Source organism: Pantoea sp. USHLN298, assembly GCF_037149395.1.
Taxonomy (GTDB): domain Bacteria; phylum Pseudomonadota; class Gammaproteobacteria; order Enterobacterales; family Enterobacteriaceae; genus Pantoea; species Pantoea astica.
The window spans coordinates 55,771-72,924 of sequence record NZ_JBBCRO010000001.1; the positions used below are offsets into that span (position 1 = coordinate 55,771).

A 17,154-nucleotide genomic window follows, 5' to 3' on the forward strand; every position below is an offset into this window, starting at 1 on the left:
TGTTATCAGCAATCAGATTCCTTGCTGCTGTGCGCGATTCCACTGCTGTGCCCGGCGTCGTGGCGCCGAAAAAAAGGTGATCCCGCGCACACTGTTATCGGAGCGTTAAGCTTTACCTTTAATTTTTTTGAAGTAACAGGCAGGGAAAAGCGCACCATTAATCGCCTGGATTAATCGTGTTTAACAAAACCGTCCCGATAAAAGAGGAAAGCCGGATGGGATCGGCTGGGCTGACAGCCATGACACTGGCAGCCTGAACCGTCAGGGAGATGAAAGATTAGAAAACTAAAAAATAGAGGCCGACCCAGAACAGAATGCTAAGGGTCACTGCGCTGATCCAGGCAAGCTGACGTAAACGGCCACGCAGCACGTTTTGACGGGAGGTAACAGGTAAGGTTTCGCTGTGCATGGGTAAATTCCTGGCTAAAGAGTAAAGACGCAGTACGAAACAGACCAGAGCGGCAGACCGATGCTGAAACGCCTCAATCTGCCTTTTGCTTAGCGGGCTGCTTCGAGAACGTTAAAAATCACATCAGAGAGTTCGTTTAATTCGAATTTAGCGACATATCCGTCGGCACCCACTTTGCGCACGTGGTCTTCATTGGCGCTGCCTGATAGTGAAGAGTGGATCACCACCGGCAGACGCTTCAGTACTTCGTCACGCTTAATGTTGCGGGTCAGGGTGAAGCCATCCATCTCTGGCATTTCCAGGTCGGTCAGCACAAAGGCAATTTTGTCGTGAATCGACTCGCCCGCTGCCTGCGCTTCCTGACTCATCAGCTTGAGCTTTTCCCATGCTTCCAGGCCGGTATTGAACATCAGCGACGGGATGCCCATGCTCTTCAGGCCCTGTTCCAGCAGCTGACGCGCCACTTTGGAATCTTCCGCCACAATGGCGACGGCGCCAGGGCGATAGTTAAATTCACGCGCTTTGGTTGCTTCCGGTTCCACACCGCGAACAGAAGGAATGATGTCATACAGAATCTGTTCAACATCCAGCACCATCGCCAGATCGTTACTCTGTTTGTCACTGTCGAGACAGGCAATGCTGGTGATGTTGCGACCACCGATACCGGCTTCTGCGGTATGTACCTGGCTCCAGTCGAGGCGCACGATGTTTTCCACCGACTCCACCGCGAAGGCCTGCGTGTTACGCGCATACTCGGTGACCAGCAGCAGATTCAGGCCGGTCTCCGGCACGCAGCCGGCAACCGCCGGCAGATCGATAACCGGAATGAACTGACCGCGAATGCTGGCCATACCCAGCAGCGGTGAACGCATCCCGGCGGCTTTGGTGATGGCGGGCATCGGCACAATTTCACGCAGCTTGAAGACGTTAATGCCAAACAGTTCTGACTTGCCTTTCAACTGGTCGGAGCCTAAGCGAAACAGCAGCAGTTCAAATTTGTTCGATAACGCGAGGTTTGCTCTCTCATCAATCTCTTTTTGAAAATTATCCATCGTTGCCTCTGCATTAACGCAGCTGGTGAAATAGGGTGTGAACAGGTTATCGGCAGCAAAAGGAAAAAGGTGAGAACAGAAGGGTGAAATAAAACGGACGCCAATTATTGTGCCAGGCTTATCGGTGAAGGTTCGACATGGACACCTTTCCAATACAGGAGTGTGAAATGAAAAAAGTAATTTTAGCGTCGCTGTTGGTGGTAATGAGTGCTGGCGTGTATGCCGAAGAGGGGGGATACAAAGCGGGTGAAGCACCGCCGCCGCAGCACAAAGAGGATGCAGGCTATAAGGGATCGGAAGATACCGGGCAGACTCATATCAACCAGATTCGCGATTTCCGTCAGGGCGGATACGTGACGCTGGAAGGTTATATCGTAAAGAAACAGCAGGGTGATACCTATCAGTTCCGCGATAATACCGGCACATTACCGATCATTGCGCCGAAGAAAACCTTTGATGGTAAAACCTACAGCGCTGAGGACAAAGTACGCGTCAGCGGCAAGGTGCAGGGTAAAGGGGACAAAACCACGCTGCACGTCACGCAGATTGACGAGCCATAATAAACCGGGCGAGGCGTCAGCCTCGCCCTGAATATTAATCCTTCAGCAGAATCGCCCGGCAGGTTTTGCCTTTGATTTTCCCCTGCTTCAGCTTCACCAGTGCGCCTTTCGCCTGCGCGGCATCAATCGCGACGTAGGCGTGAGTCGGCGTCAGCACAATCTTACCGATCTGCTCAGCGCGATAGCCCGCTTCACCGGTCAGTGCGCCGAGGATATCCCCCGGACGGATCTTGGCTTTGCGGCCACCATCAATGCACAGGGTCATCATCGCGGCAGGCAAGGGTTTGCTGTTGCCCTTTTTCAGGGTGCTGGCGGCGATCCACGGCAGTTTCTGCTGCAGGAAATCTTCCAGCGCATGGGCGCGTGCCATCTCATCGGCCGCAACCAGGCTGACCGCGACGCCGTGCTCGCCGGCGCGGGCGGTACGGCCAATGCGGTGCAGATGCACTTCCGGGTCCCAGGCCAGCTGATAGTTCACCACCATCGCCAGCGATTTGATGTCGAGACCACGGGCGGCCACGTCGGTAGCGACCAGTACCCGGCCGCTGCCGTTGGCGAAGCGGATCAGCACCCGCTCACGATCGCGCTGCTCAAGATCGCCATGCAGCGGCAGGGCGCTGATATCACGCGCGTTCAGCGCTGCAGCAATCTCATCGCATTCACGACGGGTGTTACAGAAGACGACGCATGAGGCGGGCTGGCGCTCGCTCAGCAGGGCGATCAGCAGCGCTAATTTTTCGCCGTGGCTGGCCTCAATGAACTGCTGTTCAATCGACGGCAGTTCGCTGACTTCTTCCGTCACCACGCTCAGCGCATCGCGCTGGAAGCGGCTGCTGATGGCGGCAATGCCCTCGGGCCAGGTGGCGGAAAACAGCAGCGTCTGGCGTGACGCTGGCGTCGCCTCAATAATGGTTTCCATGTCGTCGCGGAAACCCATCTCCAGCATCCGGTCAGCTTCATCCAGCACCAGCGTACGCAGCTGTTCCAGCTTCAGGTTTTCACGCTTGATGTGGTCCAGAATACGACCCGGCGTACCGACCACAATATGCGGCGGATGCACCAGCGAATCACGCTGGGCGCTCATCGGCTGGCCGCCACACAGGGTCAGAACTTTAATGTTACGGGTGAAGCGTGCCAGCTGACGCAGCACGTTGCCGACCTGATCCGCCAGTTCACGGGTCGGGCAGAGAATCAGCGCCTGGGTCTGAAACCGGGCGCTGTCGATATGGTGCAGTAAGCCAATACCAAAGGCGGCGGTTTTTCCGCTGCCGGTTTTTGCCTGCGCGCGCACGTCACGACCCTGCAAAATGGCGGGCAGCGTGGCGGCCTGAACCGGCGTCATGCTGGTATAGCCCATCTCGCGCAGGTTATCGAGCTGGCTGTCGGGAAGGGTATTGAGGGTAGAAAAAGCGGTCACGGGCGCGGCCTCTGAGGCTAATAGTGAAGGGCAGTATTGCGCGCGCAAGTCTGGCAGAAAGCCGGGCTGACGGCAACGGGAACCTTGAGGTTAGCAGTATGAAACAATTTATGGCGGAACGACTAAAAATTAGCCGAAGTGGGGCTGAAATTGGTGGTTTTTTTTAATCCTTTATCGCTGGTGAAAGAACGACCTGCCGTTACGGTTATCCATCAAGGCCAGTTATTAGTTTATAACTCACCGTTTTTAAAACTTTATTTCATTGTTAATCAGATAACTCCTTAATAGTGACTCCAGTAAAAGAATTAATCATTAAAAAATATCACCCTTAATGCCGATAAAAATCTGGCGCTAATTGCTTTATATTTAGCGCGCCATATTCCTGGTACAACGACCGGTAGAGGGTATTTTCATTGAGTAATAGCATCCAGGGACCACATGAGAATGTGCTTAAAATAGTAGGCCGCGCCGTACTGACACTGCACGTTCATGGAGAGAGCTTATCAGCCGATAAGATCGCTTCAATGATCGGCTGTTATGCGGAAGATGAGCCCTGTGATCAGGAAGATCGTCGCTTATATGCGCTGGCAATGGAATTAATGTCGAATGATAAATGGGCTAAAACCGCCTGACGGTTTGGTCCATTCAGGTAAATGCAGAGCCTCCGATTCGGAGGCTCTGTTGTTTCAGGCAGAGGCCAGCGCAAAGACCGGCTTGCCGCGCGAAAAGGTCGCCACTACCGGTGAAATGCGGGCCACCGCTTCAGCAGAACAGCTCGCTGCAACCAGCATCATGCTGGCTTCATCACCCGATTTCGGCCACTGACGCTCGCCGGTCGCTGACAATGGCAGTTGATTAGCGGTGGCAATGGACAGCGCCCGTGACAGCGAAAACTCATCCGATCCCCGATAAAGCTGCGCGTACAGATTCGCTTTCTCCAGCATGCTGCCGGTGCCAAACGGCGACCAGTGATCGATCACGCTGTCGGTCCCGGTCATGACGTGAATGCCAGCCGCCTGTAACTGCGGAATCGGCATGGTGAGTTTACCGATCGGCAAAGTCGAGGCGACGCTGAACTGCTGCTCAGCCAGCCCCTCTATCATCCTGTCCAGCGCGCTGCCCTCCAGCGTGGCCAGCGCAAAACCGTGGCTCAGCGTTACTTTGCCCTTCAGCGCCGGGTTGCGGGCCACGGTATCGATCATGTACTGAATCGCGGCCACGCCGGCCGCGGACGTTTCATGCAGGTGAATATCGACGCCGCGCTGATAGTCGAGTGCTATCAGGAACATCGCATCCAGTGACTTTTCCATTGCGCCATCCACATTAGTGGGATCGAGGCCGCCGACATACTGAACGCCGCGCTGCATCGCTTCGCGCATCAGGCCATCGACCTGAGAATGCAGCAATCCATGCTGCGGAAACGCCACGATTTCGCAGGGAAAATTGGGGTGATTCGCCAGCGCGGCCTGCAGATGATCGAGGCTTTGCAGACCACTGACCGGATCGATATTGCAGTGGCTGCGGGCGCGGGTGGTGCCTTTGGCGTGTAGCAGCGCAATCAGGGCCTCGGCACGTGCCTGAGAATGTGGCAGCAACTGCGGGATCAGCACCTGTTCCCGGGCGATCATATCCATGATGGTTTTGCCCTGACGCGGACGCGGTGCCTGCCACGGGCCGCCATAAAAGGTCTTATCAAGATGGATATGCATATCCTGGGTCGAAGGCAGCAGCAGCGCGCCCTCTGCATCCCACGCCGGTAACGTGCCGTCGCCCTGGCCTGCGGGTTGCAGCCGATCGATTTTTCCGTTCCGCACGCTGATGTCATACAGCGCAGTCCGGGTGGCAATAATCTCATCGCCCTCGCGCTCAAATCCTTCTTCCAGCCGCACATTACGCAGCAGGTAGTGATCCTGTTGCGGCAGGGCAGCGGCGCGGTCGGCAACAGGGGATACGACGCGGGTCGCCACGCTGGCCTGGCTCAGGCCTGCGGCCAGTAAACCACCGGCTGCGGTCCAGCGTACGCTCTGGCCGAGGAAGTCACGACGGCTCGGAGAAGGGGAAGTGGGCATCAGAGGCTCCTGCAAAATGAACAAGACCCTAATCTGACAAACGGCAGCCCGGCTTGCTGCGCTATTTTCCACTGCTGGCTATTCGAAATGTCACTGCCAGCGCAACTGACCAAATGTTACCAGCGCCTCAGCCAGTTCACGCTGCAACGGATCCTGCGGCTGACGGCAGAACAGCGCCAGCTCGAAACTATCAATCACCGGCAGTCCCTGTTCGCTGCCCAATACCCGATGCTGCGGCAGGCGACAGCTGGCAGGCAGCAGCGTCAGACCGAGCCCCCCGGCGCTGGCGGCAGCAAGCGCCACCAGACTGGCACTGCTGTAGCTGATACGCCAGCTACGGCCCAGCGCGTCGAGCGTCTGGCAGACCTCATCGCGGTACAATCCCTGCTGCGGAAACAGCACCAGCGGCACCGGCGTCTGCTCAAAGCAGGGTGACGCGGCGCTGTCGAGCCACAGCAGCGGTTCCGGACGCGACGCCAGCGGCCGCTCGCCATAGGTCTGTTTGATCAGCATGATATCCAGCTCTTCACGCTGCCAGGCCCGCCGCAGCTCCACCTGCATTCCGCTCATCACATCCAGCCGCAGCTGAGGATGGGCACGACTGAAATTCGCCAGCAGGCCCGCGGTCGGCGCGGCGAAATCTTCCGGCACGCCGAGACGCAGCACGCCCTCGCGCCACTGATCGCTCAGCACGTCGTGCGCTTCAGCGTTCAGGGCGATAATCCGGCGGGCATAGCCCAGCAATTTTTCACCCTCTTCGGTGATCTGAACCTGATGTGACGAGCGCACCAGCAAATCTTTACCCACCATCTCTTCCAGCCGTCGCACCTGTTGACTGACGGTGGATTGCGACAGATGCACCCGCTCAGCGGCGCGGGTAAAGCTGGCCGTTTCACACACAGCCACAAAGCTCAGCAGTTGCTGCGGCGTAAACATCGGCTGACGATTCATTTTCCCACTACCTGACAGAGTAATATTTCATTTCCAGATAGTAGCGATGAGTGTCAGGCTGGCAACTTTTAATTCTGCGGATTTCAGATGAACAGAGAAAATAAGCTGCTGCTGGCGGCGCTGGTGCTGGCCGGGCTGAACATGCGCCCGCTGATGACCTCGGTCAGCCCGCTGCTGGAGCAGCTGCGACAGAGTATTGGCCTGTCGCCGCTGGCGGCATCGCTGCTGCCCGCGCTGCCGATGATGACGATGGGCGCGATTGCGCTGACCAGCGCCCGGCTGATGCAGCGCTTTTCGGTGCGTAACCTTTTGCTGGGCGGATTGTTTCTGCTGCTGCTGGCGCTGGTGAGCCGGCTGTTTATCAGCGACGGTCGCTGGCTGGTGCTCAGCACGATACCGGGCGGAGCGGGGATTGGCGTGGTGCAGATGGCGATGCCGGGTCTGATCCGTCAGCGCTTCAGCCGTCGCAGCGCGCCGGTGACCGGCCTGTGGGCTGGCGCGCTGATGGGCGGTGGCGGGATCGGCGCGGCGCTGACGCCGTGGCTGAATGCGCATTTCGGCTGGCAGGGCGCGCTGAGCAGCTGGACGCTGCCGGTGGTGCTGGCACTGCTGCTGTGGCTGTTTATTCCGACCGCTGCACCGGTAAAAGCGGCGGCGGTGGCGCAGCCTGCGTTATGGCGTAAAACCCGCGCCTGGACGCTGGCGCTGAGCTTCGGGCTGGTGAACGGCGGCTATGCGATCTGTGTCGCCTGGCTGCCCGATTTCTATCACCAGCTGGGCTGGAGCGCGCAGGCGGGTGGCTCGCTGCTGGGCATGATGATCGGTTGTCAGGTGGCGGGCGCACTGCTGCTGCCGCTGCTGGCACGCGGCAGCGATCGCCGGCCGCTGCTGTTGCTGACGCTGGCGCTGCAGCTGTGCGGGATGCTCGGTTTCCTGCTGGCACCCCAGGCGGCGCCGTGGCTCTGGGCGGGCATCGCCGGTGTCGGGCTCGGCGGCGCGTTTCCGCTAGCCCTGGTGCTGGCGCTGGATCATCTGGCGCAGCCGCAGGCGGGCGCGCGGCTGGTGGCGTTTATGCAGGGTATCGGTTTTATCATTGCTGGAAGTATGCCGTTTATCGCCGGACAGCTTCACGCGCTGACTCATCATTTCACCAGCGTCTGGCTGTTACAGACCACGGTGACTCTGGTGTTGATCGTGCTGAACCTGCGGTTTCATCCAAGCAGCTATCCGCGGGCATTTCCGCAGCAGCAGGGCTGAATCTGGTCCTACCAATTGCGGCAAAATTTTTCTGTAGTTCACACATCGGGAAAATTTACGCCGCTTTTGTTGCCTCTGATTAACAAAGAATTAACTATCTGTTGCCATAAAGCCCGATAATTCGATTTTTGGTCAGACCACTCATCGGCCGGGTTGATGGTGCGCGGCACACGGCTGGACGCGCACCACGTTTCCTCTTCTTCTGGAGATAGCGGCATGCAGGTGTGGCAACAAAATTACGATCCGTTAGGCAATATCTGGCTTTCAAGCCTGGTGGCGCTGATCCCGATTCTGTTTTTCTTCTTTGCGCTGATTAAGCTCAGGATGAAAGGGTATCTGGCCGCCAGCGTCACCGTGGTGCTGGCGCTGCTGGTGGCGCTGTTTCTTTATCAGATGCCGGTGGCGCAGGCAGTAGCGTCGGTGGTTTACGGCTTTCTCTATGGCCTGTGGCCCATCGCCTGGATCATTGTCGCGGCCGTTTTCGTCTATAAAATTTCAGTCAAAACCGGTCAGTTCGACATTATCCGCGCCTCGATTCTGTCGATCACCCCCGATCAGCGACTGCAGATGCTGATCGTCGGCTTCTCGTTTGGCGCATTTCTTGAGGGAGCGGCTGGCTTTGGCGCGCCGGTGGCGATCACCGCCGCGCTGCTGGTCGGTCTGGGTTTTAACCCGCTGTATGCTGCCGGACTCTGCCTGATTGTTAATACTGCGCCGGTCGCCTTTGGCGCAATGGGCATTCCGATTATTGTCGCCGGGCAGGTGACCGGGCTCGACAGTTTCGCTATCGGGCAGATGGCCGGACGACAGTTACCCTTGCTGACCCTTATTGTGCTGTTCTGGATTATGGCGATCATGGATGGCTGGCGCGGCGTCAAAGAGACCTGGCCGGCGGTGCTGGTGGCGGGCGGGTCATTTGCCATCGCCCAGTTCCTCAGCTCCAACTTTCTCGGCCCGGAACTGCCGGATATCATCTCGTCACTCGCCTCGCTGATTTCGCTGACGCTGTTTCTGCGCGTCTGGAAGCCGGTGCGCATTTTCCGCTTTGAGAATGGCGATGCCGCGCCGGTCGATCCCTCCGTACCCCAGCAAAAATATCGTCTGGGACAGGTGGTGCGCGCCTGGATGCCGTTCCTGTTTCTCACCGCCACCGTAACGCTGTGGAGCATCCCGCCGTTTAAAGCGCTGTTCGCTAAAGGCGGCGCGCTGGCGGAGTGGGTGCTTAACCTGCCGGTGCCGTTGCTGAACGAAGGGGTGGCGCGTATGCCGCCGGTGGTCGGCAGCGCCACGCCTTATCCGGCCATCTTTAAGTTCGATCTCTTCTCCGCCACCGGCACCGCGATTTTGATTGCGGCGATCGTCGCCGTCGTTTACCTGAAGATGAAGCCCAGGGCGGCGCTGCAGACCTTTGGTGAAACGCTGAAAGAGCTGGCGCTGCCGATCTACTCGATTGGCATGGTGCTGGCCTTCGCCTTTATCTCTAACTATTCCGGCCTGTCAGCGACGCTGGCGTTAGCGCTGGCGCACACCGGTCACGCCTTCACCTTTTTCTCGCCGTTCCTCGGCTGGCTCGGGGTGTTCCTGACCGGCTCGGACACCTCCTCAAATGCCCTGTTTGCCGCGCTGCAGGCTACCACCGCGCAACAGATTGGCGTGTCGGACGTGCTGCTGGTGGCGGCCAACACCACCGGCGGCGTTACCGGCAAGATGATCTCGCCGCAGTCGATCGCCATCGCCTGTGCGGCGGTCGGCCTGGTTGGCAAAGAGTCTGACCTGTTCCGCTTTACCGTTAAACACAGCCTGATTTTCACCTGTATGGTCGGCGTGATTACCACGCTGCAGGCATACGTCTTCCCCTGGATGATCCCATGAACACCGTTTCCGATCCGCTGGTGACGCGCCTTAGGGCGTATATCACCGAACACCAACTTGCGCCGGGTATGCGCCTGCCTGCCGAGCGAACACTTGCGGCTGAACTCGGCGTATCGCGCTCGTCGCTGCGTGAAGCGTTACAGCAACTGATCAGCGGCGGTATGCTGATCAGCCGTCGCGGCGGCGGCACCTGGGTCCGGCAGCAGCTGGGCCCCTGGTCGGAACAGCGCATCGTTGAACCGATTCGACAGTTACTGCGCGACGATCCGGACTACCGCTACGACATTCTGGAGGCGCGACATGCGATTGAAGCCAGCACCGCCTGGCACGCTGCGCTGCGCGCCACGGAGGCGGATCGCGAGCGGCTGCAGTACGCCTTTGACGCCACGCTGAAGCTGAAAGAGAGTGACGATCCTGACCTTGCCGCACAGGCTGACGTGCGCTTTCACCTGGCAATTGCCGAGGCATCTCACAATCTGGTGCTGCTGCAAACCATGCGCGGTTTTTTCGAACTGCTGCAATCCTCGGTGATGCAGAGCCGTCAGCGGATGTACACCCAGCCCGCGATTTTCGCCCGGCTGACCGAACAGCACCGGGCGCTGCTGGACGCCATTCTGGCCGGGGATGCCGAAGGCGCACGCCAGGCCGCGATGCAGCATCTCGGCTTTGTTCACACCACGATGAAAAATCTGCATGAGGATGAGGCGCGTCAGGCGCGTATCACCCGCTTACCGGACACTGAATCACGTAACCGTAAGGAATCTGATTGATGATTATCTCTGCTGCCAGTGACTATCGCGCCGCCGCGCAACGCATCCTGCCACCTTTCCTGTTCCACTATCTCGATGGCGGGGCCTATGCCGAGCACACGCTGCGCCGCAACGTCGAGGATCTCTCTGATGTGGCGCTGCGCCAGCGCATTCTGAAGAACATGTCTGAGCTGAGCCTGGAAACGACATTATTCAATGAGACGCTGTCGATGCCGGTGGCGCTGGCACCGGTTGGTTTGTGCGGCATGTATGCCCGCCGTGGCGAAGTGCAGGCGGCGCGCGCGGCGGCGCTGAAAGGCATTCCGTTTACGCTGTCGACGGTGTCAGTCTGTCCGATAGAAGAGGTCGCGCCGCAGATCAATCGCCCGATGTGGTTCCAGCTCTACGTGCTACGCGACCGCGGTTTTATGCGCAATGCGCTGGAGCGCGCCAAAGCGGCGGGCTGCTCCACGCTGGTGTTTACCGTGGATATGCCGACGCCTGGGGCGCGCTACCGCGATGCGCACTCCGGCATGAGCGGCAATCATGCGGCGCTACGCCGCTACTGGCAGGCGGTCACCCATCCGCAATGGGCGCTGGATGTCGGGTTGCAGGGACGGCCACACGATCTGGGCAATATCTCGACCTATCTGGGTAAACCGACCGGCCTGGAAGATTACATCGGCTGGCTGGCGAACAACTTCGATCCCTCTATCAGCTGGAAAGATCTGGAGTGGATACGTGAATTCTGGGACGGCCCGATGGTGATCAAAGGGATTCTCGATCCGGAGGATGCACGGGACGCGGTGCGTTTTGGTGCTGACGGCATCGTGGTTTCCAATCATGGCGGACGCCAGCTGGATGGCGTGCTGTCGTCGGCGCGCGCGCTGCCAGCGATTGCCGATGCGGTGAAAGGCGACATCACCATTCTGGCCGACAGCGGCATTCGCAACGGGCTGGATGTGGTGCGGATGATTGCACTTGGCGCTGACAGCGTGTTGCTGGGACGGGCCTTTATCTATGCGCTGGCGACCCACGGTCAGCGAGGCGTAGAAAACCTGCTGACCCTGATCGAGAAAGAGATGCGGGTTGCGATGACTCTGACCGGGGCGAAGTCTATCAGCGAGATCACCCGCGATTCGCTGGTACAGGCCGAGGCGGTGCTGAGTCCGCAGAGCAACCCGTCACGGCCGCGCGCGGTAAGTTAACCGGCGAAAACGGAGGCGTTGTCTATACTTAGCTTCTTTACCAACAGGAGGAATAACATGACCATTCATAAGAAAGGTTCGGCGCACTGGGAAGGCGATATCAAGGGCAAAGGCACCGTCAGCACCGAGAGCGGCGTGCTGAGCCAGCAGCCTTACGGTTTCAACACCCGCTTTGAAGGCGAGAAGGGCACCAACCCGGAAGAGCTGATTGGTGCGGCGCATGCGGCCTGTTTCTCCATGGCGTTGTCGCTGATGCTGGGTCAGGCGGGCCATCCGCCAGAAAGCATCGACACCACGGCAGACGTCTCGCTGGATAAGAAAGGCGATGGCTTTGCCATTACGAAAGTGGCGCTGACCAGCACCATCTCTCTGCCTGGCATTGATGCGTCCACCTTTGATGAGATCATCAATAAAGCGAAAGCGGGCTGCCCGGTTTCTCAGGTGCTGAATGCGGAAATCACGCTGGATTACACCCTGAATAACTGAGGCCGACGACAGGTCGCCTTTTCGCGGCCTGGGCGTTATGCTACGCAGTACCGGTCCTGCAGTTGACCGGAACAGATGCGCCTTGTGGCGCATCTTCGCATTCTGGCGGGGAGGGATTCGATGTGACGAGGTATCGGGCGGCCAAAAAGCACTGGAAAATGGTGCTGGTTCTGTTTTGCATTTGTGGCGCACTGCTGCTGATACGCTGGGCTGCAATGATTTGGGCCTGACCGGATGAACAGAATTGGTCGCCATACGCTGGGCATTTTATTAATGGTGATACTGGTACTGGAAGCGATTCACTTCTTACTGACGGCTTCATGGCTGCCGTGGCAGTAATGTCCTTCAGACACAGACATCTTCACGCCGCCGGGCACGCACGTCGCTGCGCGCAATGCGATACGCCTTGCGTGGGTCGCCGACCACGAACTCAAAGGTAGGCGTATAGTAAAATGGCAGCCAGCCGCCGTAGCCGCTTTCCCATTCCCAGCGAACGGGGCAGGGCCACAGAATGCCATCATACAAAATGTAATAAACCCAGCGTCCGTTTGGACGACGGGGACGTGATGTTTTCATGGGATTCACAACGGTATTGGTCAACAACAGCTCATATTTTGTACGCTACTGCGTCAGCTTGCAACGTTACAGCCGGGTTTATTGCTGCTGGCCCTGATTTAACGATGCACTTCACCACACAGCAGGACCACGTTGGGCCTGACTTTATGAATACGGTTTGCCATGGTTTCACAGGCGCTTTTGGTCGGAAAAATGTGCTCAGAAACCGGCAATGCCTCACAGGCATCGTAGCCGCACGCGCTCACTAATAACACAAATCCTATCAACATAGATCGACTCCTTTGCACGGTCTGGTGGTCCGGACGGCAGTGCTTTTTATCCCTTTTTTTGATCCAGTATAGTCAAACGCGTCGGGGCGGCATTACCCGCCCGAGCTATCGCCCTGAGCCGGGCAGGCAACAGGGGCCGATCAGCCCGCGAAATACCAGGCAGGCAGCAGGGCGATCAGGTTGTTGAGAGTGTGCAGAAAGATCGGCAGCGCCAGGCTATTGCTGCGTAGGCGCGCGTAGCAGAGCAGCAGCGAAAACAGCGTCAGGGCGATGATGGTCTGCCAGTGAACATATTGGGTATGCATCACCGCGAACAGCAGCGAGGTCAGCAGCATACAGGCGAAGCGGCTGCGTGGCGCCCACAGCAAAAAAGCCTGTAGCAGAAAGCCGCGAAACAGGACTTCTTCAAATACCGGTGCCAGCAGCACCGCCGTCAGCAGCAAAATCAGCAACGAATTACGTCCCTGCTGCGCCTGCATCACCAGCCAGCCTTCCGGCTGCATAAACTGCATCTGTGCCGCCATCAGCACAAACAGCCCGCCGGTGTACAGCAGGGTCTGTAGCGGACGCAGTTCACCCAGCGGCAAATCGGTCCGGCGCTGACAGTAGAAGCGATAAAGTGGATAGATCACGGCAAATTCAAACAGACAGAGCACCGGCACCAGCAGGCCGTCATTACGCAGCACGCCGTAATTCGGGAACAGGGTGATCAGCATGGTGACAAGGTAATAGACCACAAAGCTGCCGACGTAGAACAGCGTCAGTGTCACTCTGTCGGAATTGGTATTCATAGACGACCCAGCCAGCGAAGGTTAGCGCATAGTAGCAATGCGCCTGATCGCTGTCGAGTCAGCCAATAACACAATATTTAAGCGCTAAATTTTAACCGCAGGCTAAACACCCGACGTCACGGGCCGATAACTGAGGAAACTAATCTGGCTGGCCCGACGCTTTATGTCACGGACCGGCTGTTCCTAACGGACTTTATGTCGTGTAGTGAGTAGGCTTAATGACTTTTGACCCTCCGGCACCGCCGTCACCTTCTTTTGCGCACGCCGCCGAAGACCGCACTGTCCGCTTTACGCGGCGCAGCCTGCGCACGCTTTCGCTGCTGCTGTTCGGCGTGCTGTTTCTGTCGATGCTGATGGTACTGACCATCGCGCAACGTCAGAACAGCGCGTCGATTGAGCACGATCAGTTGCTGATGCAACAGACGTGGAAAACCCGTCAGGACGCGATGGTGACTGATATCCGGGACTACGCGTTCTGGGGAGAAGCCTGGCGTAATCTGCATCTGACAGTGAATAAAGTCTGGGCCTATGACGAAGAGAACTTCGGGCCGGGGCTGTATGAGGAGTATCACTACGAAGGTGTCTTCGTCGTCGACGGTCAGGGACGCACCAGCTATGCGGTGATTAACGGTCAGCTGACCGATACGCCGCTGGAAGCCTGGCTGGGCAGCCAGACCCACGGGATGATCGCGGCAGCACGTCAGCTCAATAACGCCGCTCTGACCCGTAACGCCATCATTAATCGGCAGCCCGCGATTGTGGTGGCTGCGCCGATCAGTCGGGGTAAAGTGGCTACGCTGCCGCTGAAAGCGGGCCCGCCGTCGATCATGGTGTTTGTGAACCTGTTTACTCCTGCCAAGCTGGAAGAGTTGGGTGCGGCGCTGGATGTGCGCGGGCCGCGAATGGCCAACAGTGCGCTGGATGCCGAACGTGAACCGCGCATGTTGCAGCCGATCAGCGGCAGCGCGCCGCTGGTGCTGCGCTGGACCCCCAAAATGCCGGGCATGGGGCTGATCTGGTTTCTGCTGCCGCTGCTGGTGATCATGGCGATTATCATCGCCTTAATTACCCGTCGCGTCAGCCGCCATGCGCTCTATAACGCCATTCTCTCCGACCGACGCTTTGCCATGCTGGCGATCAGTCAGCAGGAGCTGGCAAACAGCGAGGCCCGCTTCCGCGATCTGGCTGAAGCCGCGTCGGACTGGATCTGGGAGACCGATGAAGAGGGCCGGCTGATCTATTTGTCGGCGCGTTTTCACACCGTGACCGGCCATGAAATCTCACAGTGGCTCGGACGTCACATCGATCACTTACTGACGCATCCCAGCCATTCGCTGGTCACCTGGCTGCTGCGCCAGGAGCAGGAGCCGCAACAGATGCCGCTGCGCTGCCAGTTTATGTCGGCGCACGGTGACCGGCGCATTGGCCAGCTGGTGGCGAAAACCGTCTGGCACGATCGGCGCTGTATCGGTTTTCGCGGCACGGTCTCCGACATCACCCAGGGCATGGAAGCGGAAGCGCGTATTCAGTTCCTGTCACGTCACGACGTATTAACCGGGTTACCCAACCGCGTTCAGCTACAAGAGTTCCTTACCCATCATCTTGAGCTGGCCGACGACAGTCACCCGCTGACCATTATCAGCCTCGACCTCGATCAGTTCCGGCCAATCAACGAAACCTGGGGCCATGCGGCGGGCGATGGGGTGCTGAATCAGATGGCGCAGCGGCTGAAACGCTGCATCGGGCCGCATGAGCTGGCGGCCCGGCTGGGCGGCGATGAGTTCGTGCTGGTGCTGCGTGAAGGCAACCGTGACAAGGTCGATGAGCGCTGCGCCCAGCTGGTGCACGACGTTCAGCAGCCCGTTACCACCGGCCAGCACGTTCACTATCTGACGGCCAGCCTCGGTATCGCCTGTGCGCCGCAGGATGCCTGCCATCCGGAAGCGCTGCTGCGCATGTCAGACATCGCGCTGAATGAGGCGCGGGAAGCCGGGCGCAATCAGTGGGTGTGGTACGCCAATGAGATGGCCAGCCAGCGCAACAGCAAACGTGATATGGCACAACGCATTGAGAAGGCGCTGAAGAACAATGAGTTTCGTCTGCACTATCAGCCGCGTTATCAGCTGCTGAGCGGTCAGCTGGCCGGTGCTGAAGCGCTGATCCGCTGGCAGATCGCGCCCGATCAGTGGATCACGCCGGATCGTTTTATTCCGCTGGCGGAAGAGAGCGGACTGATTGCCACCATCAGCGACTGGGTATTGATGCGCGCCTGTGAAGATGCGCTGGCGTGGGGCGGCGACCGCTACGTCTCGGTTAATATTTCCCCGATGGAGTTTCGCACCAGTGACCTGGTGAAGCGGGTGGCGGATACGCTGGCAAAAAGTGGCTTGCCCGCCACGCGGCTGGAGCTGGAAATTACCGAAAACGTGACCTTTGAACATCCGCAGCATGCGCTGGAAGTGATGCAGGGCTTGCGTTCGCTGGGGGTGAGGCTGACGGTAGATGACTTTGGTACTGGCTATGCCGCGCTGGGTTATCTCAAAACATTCCCGTTCAACGGCCTGAAGATCGATCGCTCATGGATGAAAGATTTCCCGGAGTCGCAACAGGCACAATCGGTGGTCGCCGGGATTATCGCCCTGGCGCGCGCCTTTGCGCTGACCATTACCGCCGAGGGCATTGAGACAGAAGCGCAACTGAATCAGCTCAAGCTGCTATCGTGTGAAGAAGGGCAAGGCTACTTCCTCGGTAAACCGATGCCGCTGGCCGCATTCAGCACGCTTCTGGAAAGAACCACGCAAAGTCCGCCCGATCAGACTTAACGAACTTTGACAGCCACGGCGGTCATCAGCATGGCACAGACGATAAAGATAATAAGTTCCATGGTTACCTCTCTCAGTAGCTAGGAATGCTCTTAAAATATTGTAGCGTCTGAATGGGTTAATTTTGCGCACTACGTGCGATTAATCTTAAAAAACGGCAGGCGTTCCGGCGTGGGTTTCCGGTCATCGAAGATAACTTTACTTTTTTTGGGTTCAGTTCAGTGCGCCCGCTTTGCTACTCTTGGAGCAGGGTTTACCCCGTTCAACAGGAGATCAAACGTGAAACATTATGGAAAAGCGCTACTTATGCTGGGTCTGTTGACCCTCACGGCCTGTCAGTCTGCCAGCAAACCTGACACCGCCAGCGCGCCGAAGGACCCGGAAGCGGACCGCTGTGGCGCTTCTCAGTATCAGAATTATGTCGGCAAACCGTTAACGTCACTTCAGGGTCAGCATTTCGATCAGAAGGTGCGGGCTATTCCGTATAACTCGGCCGTCACGATGGATTTCAACCTCAGCCGGCTTAACTTCCTGGCCGACAAAAGCGGCAATATCAGTCAGGTTTATTGCGGATAGCGGAAAATCAGGCGTGTTGTCATAGCGTTGTCACAACGGCAGGCGAGGATAGTGCGGCGTTTAAGAGACTTCCTCGTCACTCCTGATAGA

At 58.1% G+C, this 17,154-nt stretch carries 17 protein-coding genes; 9 read left to right on the forward strand and 8 right to left on the reverse strand.

The window, feature by feature from the left end; genetic code table 11:
- Positions 1–277 precede the first annotated feature (277 nt).
- Both WFK59_RS00310 and WFK59_RS00315 read right to left on the reverse strand, forming a co-directional pair.
- A complete protein-coding gene (locus WFK59_RS00310) occupies positions 278–409 on the reverse strand; it encodes a hypothetical protein (RefSeq protein ID WP_336754766.1) in 132 nt (43 codons plus the stop codon).
- Positions 410–498: 89 nt separating this feature from the next.
- Entirely contained in the window at positions 499–1,461 is a 963-nt protein-coding gene (locus WFK59_RS00315) for a chemotaxis protein (protein WP_336754767.1), read from the reverse strand.
- 167 nt (positions 1,462–1,628) lie between these two features.
- Between WFK59_RS00315 and WFK59_RS00320 the strand changes: the two genes are divergently transcribed.
- A complete protein-coding gene (locus tag WFK59_RS00320) occupies positions 1,629–2,021 on the forward strand; it encodes a YgiW/YdeI family stress tolerance OB fold protein (RefSeq protein ID WP_233985181.1) in 393 nt (130 codons plus the stop codon).
- A gap of 34 nt (positions 2,022–2,055) precedes the next feature.
- Here the strand turns inward: WFK59_RS00320 and dbpA are convergent, their stop codons facing one another.
- From dbpA to WFK59_RS00335, 3 genes are all read right to left on the reverse strand, one after another.
- The gene (dbpA, locus tag WFK59_RS00325; protein WP_233985180.1) at positions 2,056–3,438 is read right to left on the reverse strand and encodes an ATP-dependent RNA helicase DbpA; all 1,383 of its coding nucleotides are present in this window, start codon (positions 3,436–3,438) and stop codon (positions 2,056–2,058) included.
- Between the two features lie 686 nt (positions 3,439–4,124).
- The gene (locus WFK59_RS00330; protein WP_336754768.1) at positions 4,125–5,507 is read right to left on the reverse strand and encodes an amidohydrolase; all 1,383 of its coding nucleotides are present in this window, start codon (positions 5,505–5,507) and stop codon (positions 4,125–4,127) included.
- A gap of 90 nt (positions 5,508–5,597) precedes the next feature.
- Positions 5,598–6,458: a LysR family transcriptional regulator gene (locus WFK59_RS00335; protein WP_233985178.1), complete on the reverse strand. Its 861-nt coding sequence runs from the start codon at positions 6,456–6,458 to the stop codon at positions 5,598–5,600.
- An 87-nt stretch (positions 6,459–6,545) separates the two neighbouring features.
- On the opposite strand from WFK59_RS00335, the gene WFK59_RS00340 reads away from it, so the two are divergent.
- From WFK59_RS00340 to yniD, 6 genes are all read left to right on the forward strand, one after another.
- A complete protein-coding gene (locus tag WFK59_RS00340; protein ID WP_336754769.1) occupies positions 6,546–7,715 on the forward strand; it encodes a cyanate transporter in 1,170 nt (389 codons plus the stop codon).
- A gap of 216 nt (positions 7,716–7,931) precedes the next feature.
- Positions 7,932–9,587: an L-lactate permease gene (lldP, locus tag WFK59_RS00345; RefSeq protein WP_336754770.1), complete on the forward strand. Its 1,656-nt coding sequence runs from the start codon at positions 7,932–7,934 to the stop codon at positions 9,585–9,587.
- Positions 9,584–10,357: a transcriptional regulator LldR gene (lldR, locus tag WFK59_RS00350; protein ID WP_336754771.1), complete on the forward strand. Its 774-nt coding sequence runs from the start codon at positions 9,584–9,586 to the stop codon at positions 10,355–10,357. The genes lldP and lldR overlap by 4 nt, the downstream gene beginning before the upstream one ends.
- Positions 10,357–11,544, forward strand: coding sequence for an FMN-dependent L-lactate dehydrogenase LldD (gene lldD / locus WFK59_RS00355; protein WP_293001143.1), 1,188 nt, complete (start codon positions 10,357–10,359; stop codon positions 11,542–11,544). The genes lldR and lldD overlap by 1 nt, the downstream gene beginning before the upstream one ends.
- A gap of 57 nt (positions 11,545–11,601) precedes the next feature.
- Complete coding sequence (locus WFK59_RS00360; protein ID WP_233985173.1) at positions 11,602–12,030, forward strand: OsmC family protein; 429 nt, start codon at positions 11,602–11,604, stop codon at positions 12,028–12,030.
- A gap of 122 nt (positions 12,031–12,152) precedes the next feature.
- Positions 12,153–12,260, forward strand: coding sequence for a small membrane protein YniD (gene yniD, locus WFK59_RS00365; protein ID WP_233985172.1), 108 nt, complete (start codon positions 12,153–12,155; stop codon positions 12,258–12,260).
- Positions 12,261–12,375: 115 nt separating this feature from the next.
- Here yniD and WFK59_RS00370 read toward each other — a convergent pair whose 3' ends face one another.
- The 3 genes from WFK59_RS00370 to WFK59_RS00380 form a co-directional block, all read right to left on the reverse strand.
- Entirely contained in the window at positions 12,376–12,606 is a 231-nt protein-coding gene (locus WFK59_RS00370; protein ID WP_233985171.1) for a hypothetical protein, read from the reverse strand.
- Between the two features lie 98 nt (positions 12,607–12,704).
- On the reverse strand, positions 12,705–12,875 hold the full coding sequence (locus WFK59_RS00375) for a hypothetical protein (RefSeq protein ID WP_089562355.1): 171 nt from the start codon (positions 12,873–12,875) through the stop codon (positions 12,705–12,707).
- 140 nt (positions 12,876–13,015) lie between these two features.
- On the reverse strand, positions 13,016–13,666 hold the full coding sequence (locus WFK59_RS00380; RefSeq protein ID WP_233985170.1) for a CPBP family intramembrane glutamic endopeptidase: 651 nt from the start codon (positions 13,664–13,666) through the stop codon (positions 13,016–13,018).
- 218 nt (positions 13,667–13,884) lie between these two features.
- On the opposite strand from WFK59_RS00380, the gene WFK59_RS00385 reads away from it, so the two are divergent.
- Complete coding sequence (locus WFK59_RS00385) at positions 13,885–16,488, forward strand: bifunctional diguanylate cyclase/phosphodiesterase (RefSeq protein ID WP_336754773.1); 2,604 nt, start codon at positions 13,885–13,887, stop codon at positions 16,486–16,488.
- A gap of 279 nt (positions 16,489–16,767) precedes the next feature.
- Positions 16,768–17,064, forward strand: coding sequence for an I78 family peptidase inhibitor (locus WFK59_RS00390; protein ID WP_233985168.1), 297 nt, complete (start codon positions 16,768–16,770; stop codon positions 17,062–17,064).
- Positions 17,065–17,154: the final 90 nt, after the last annotated feature.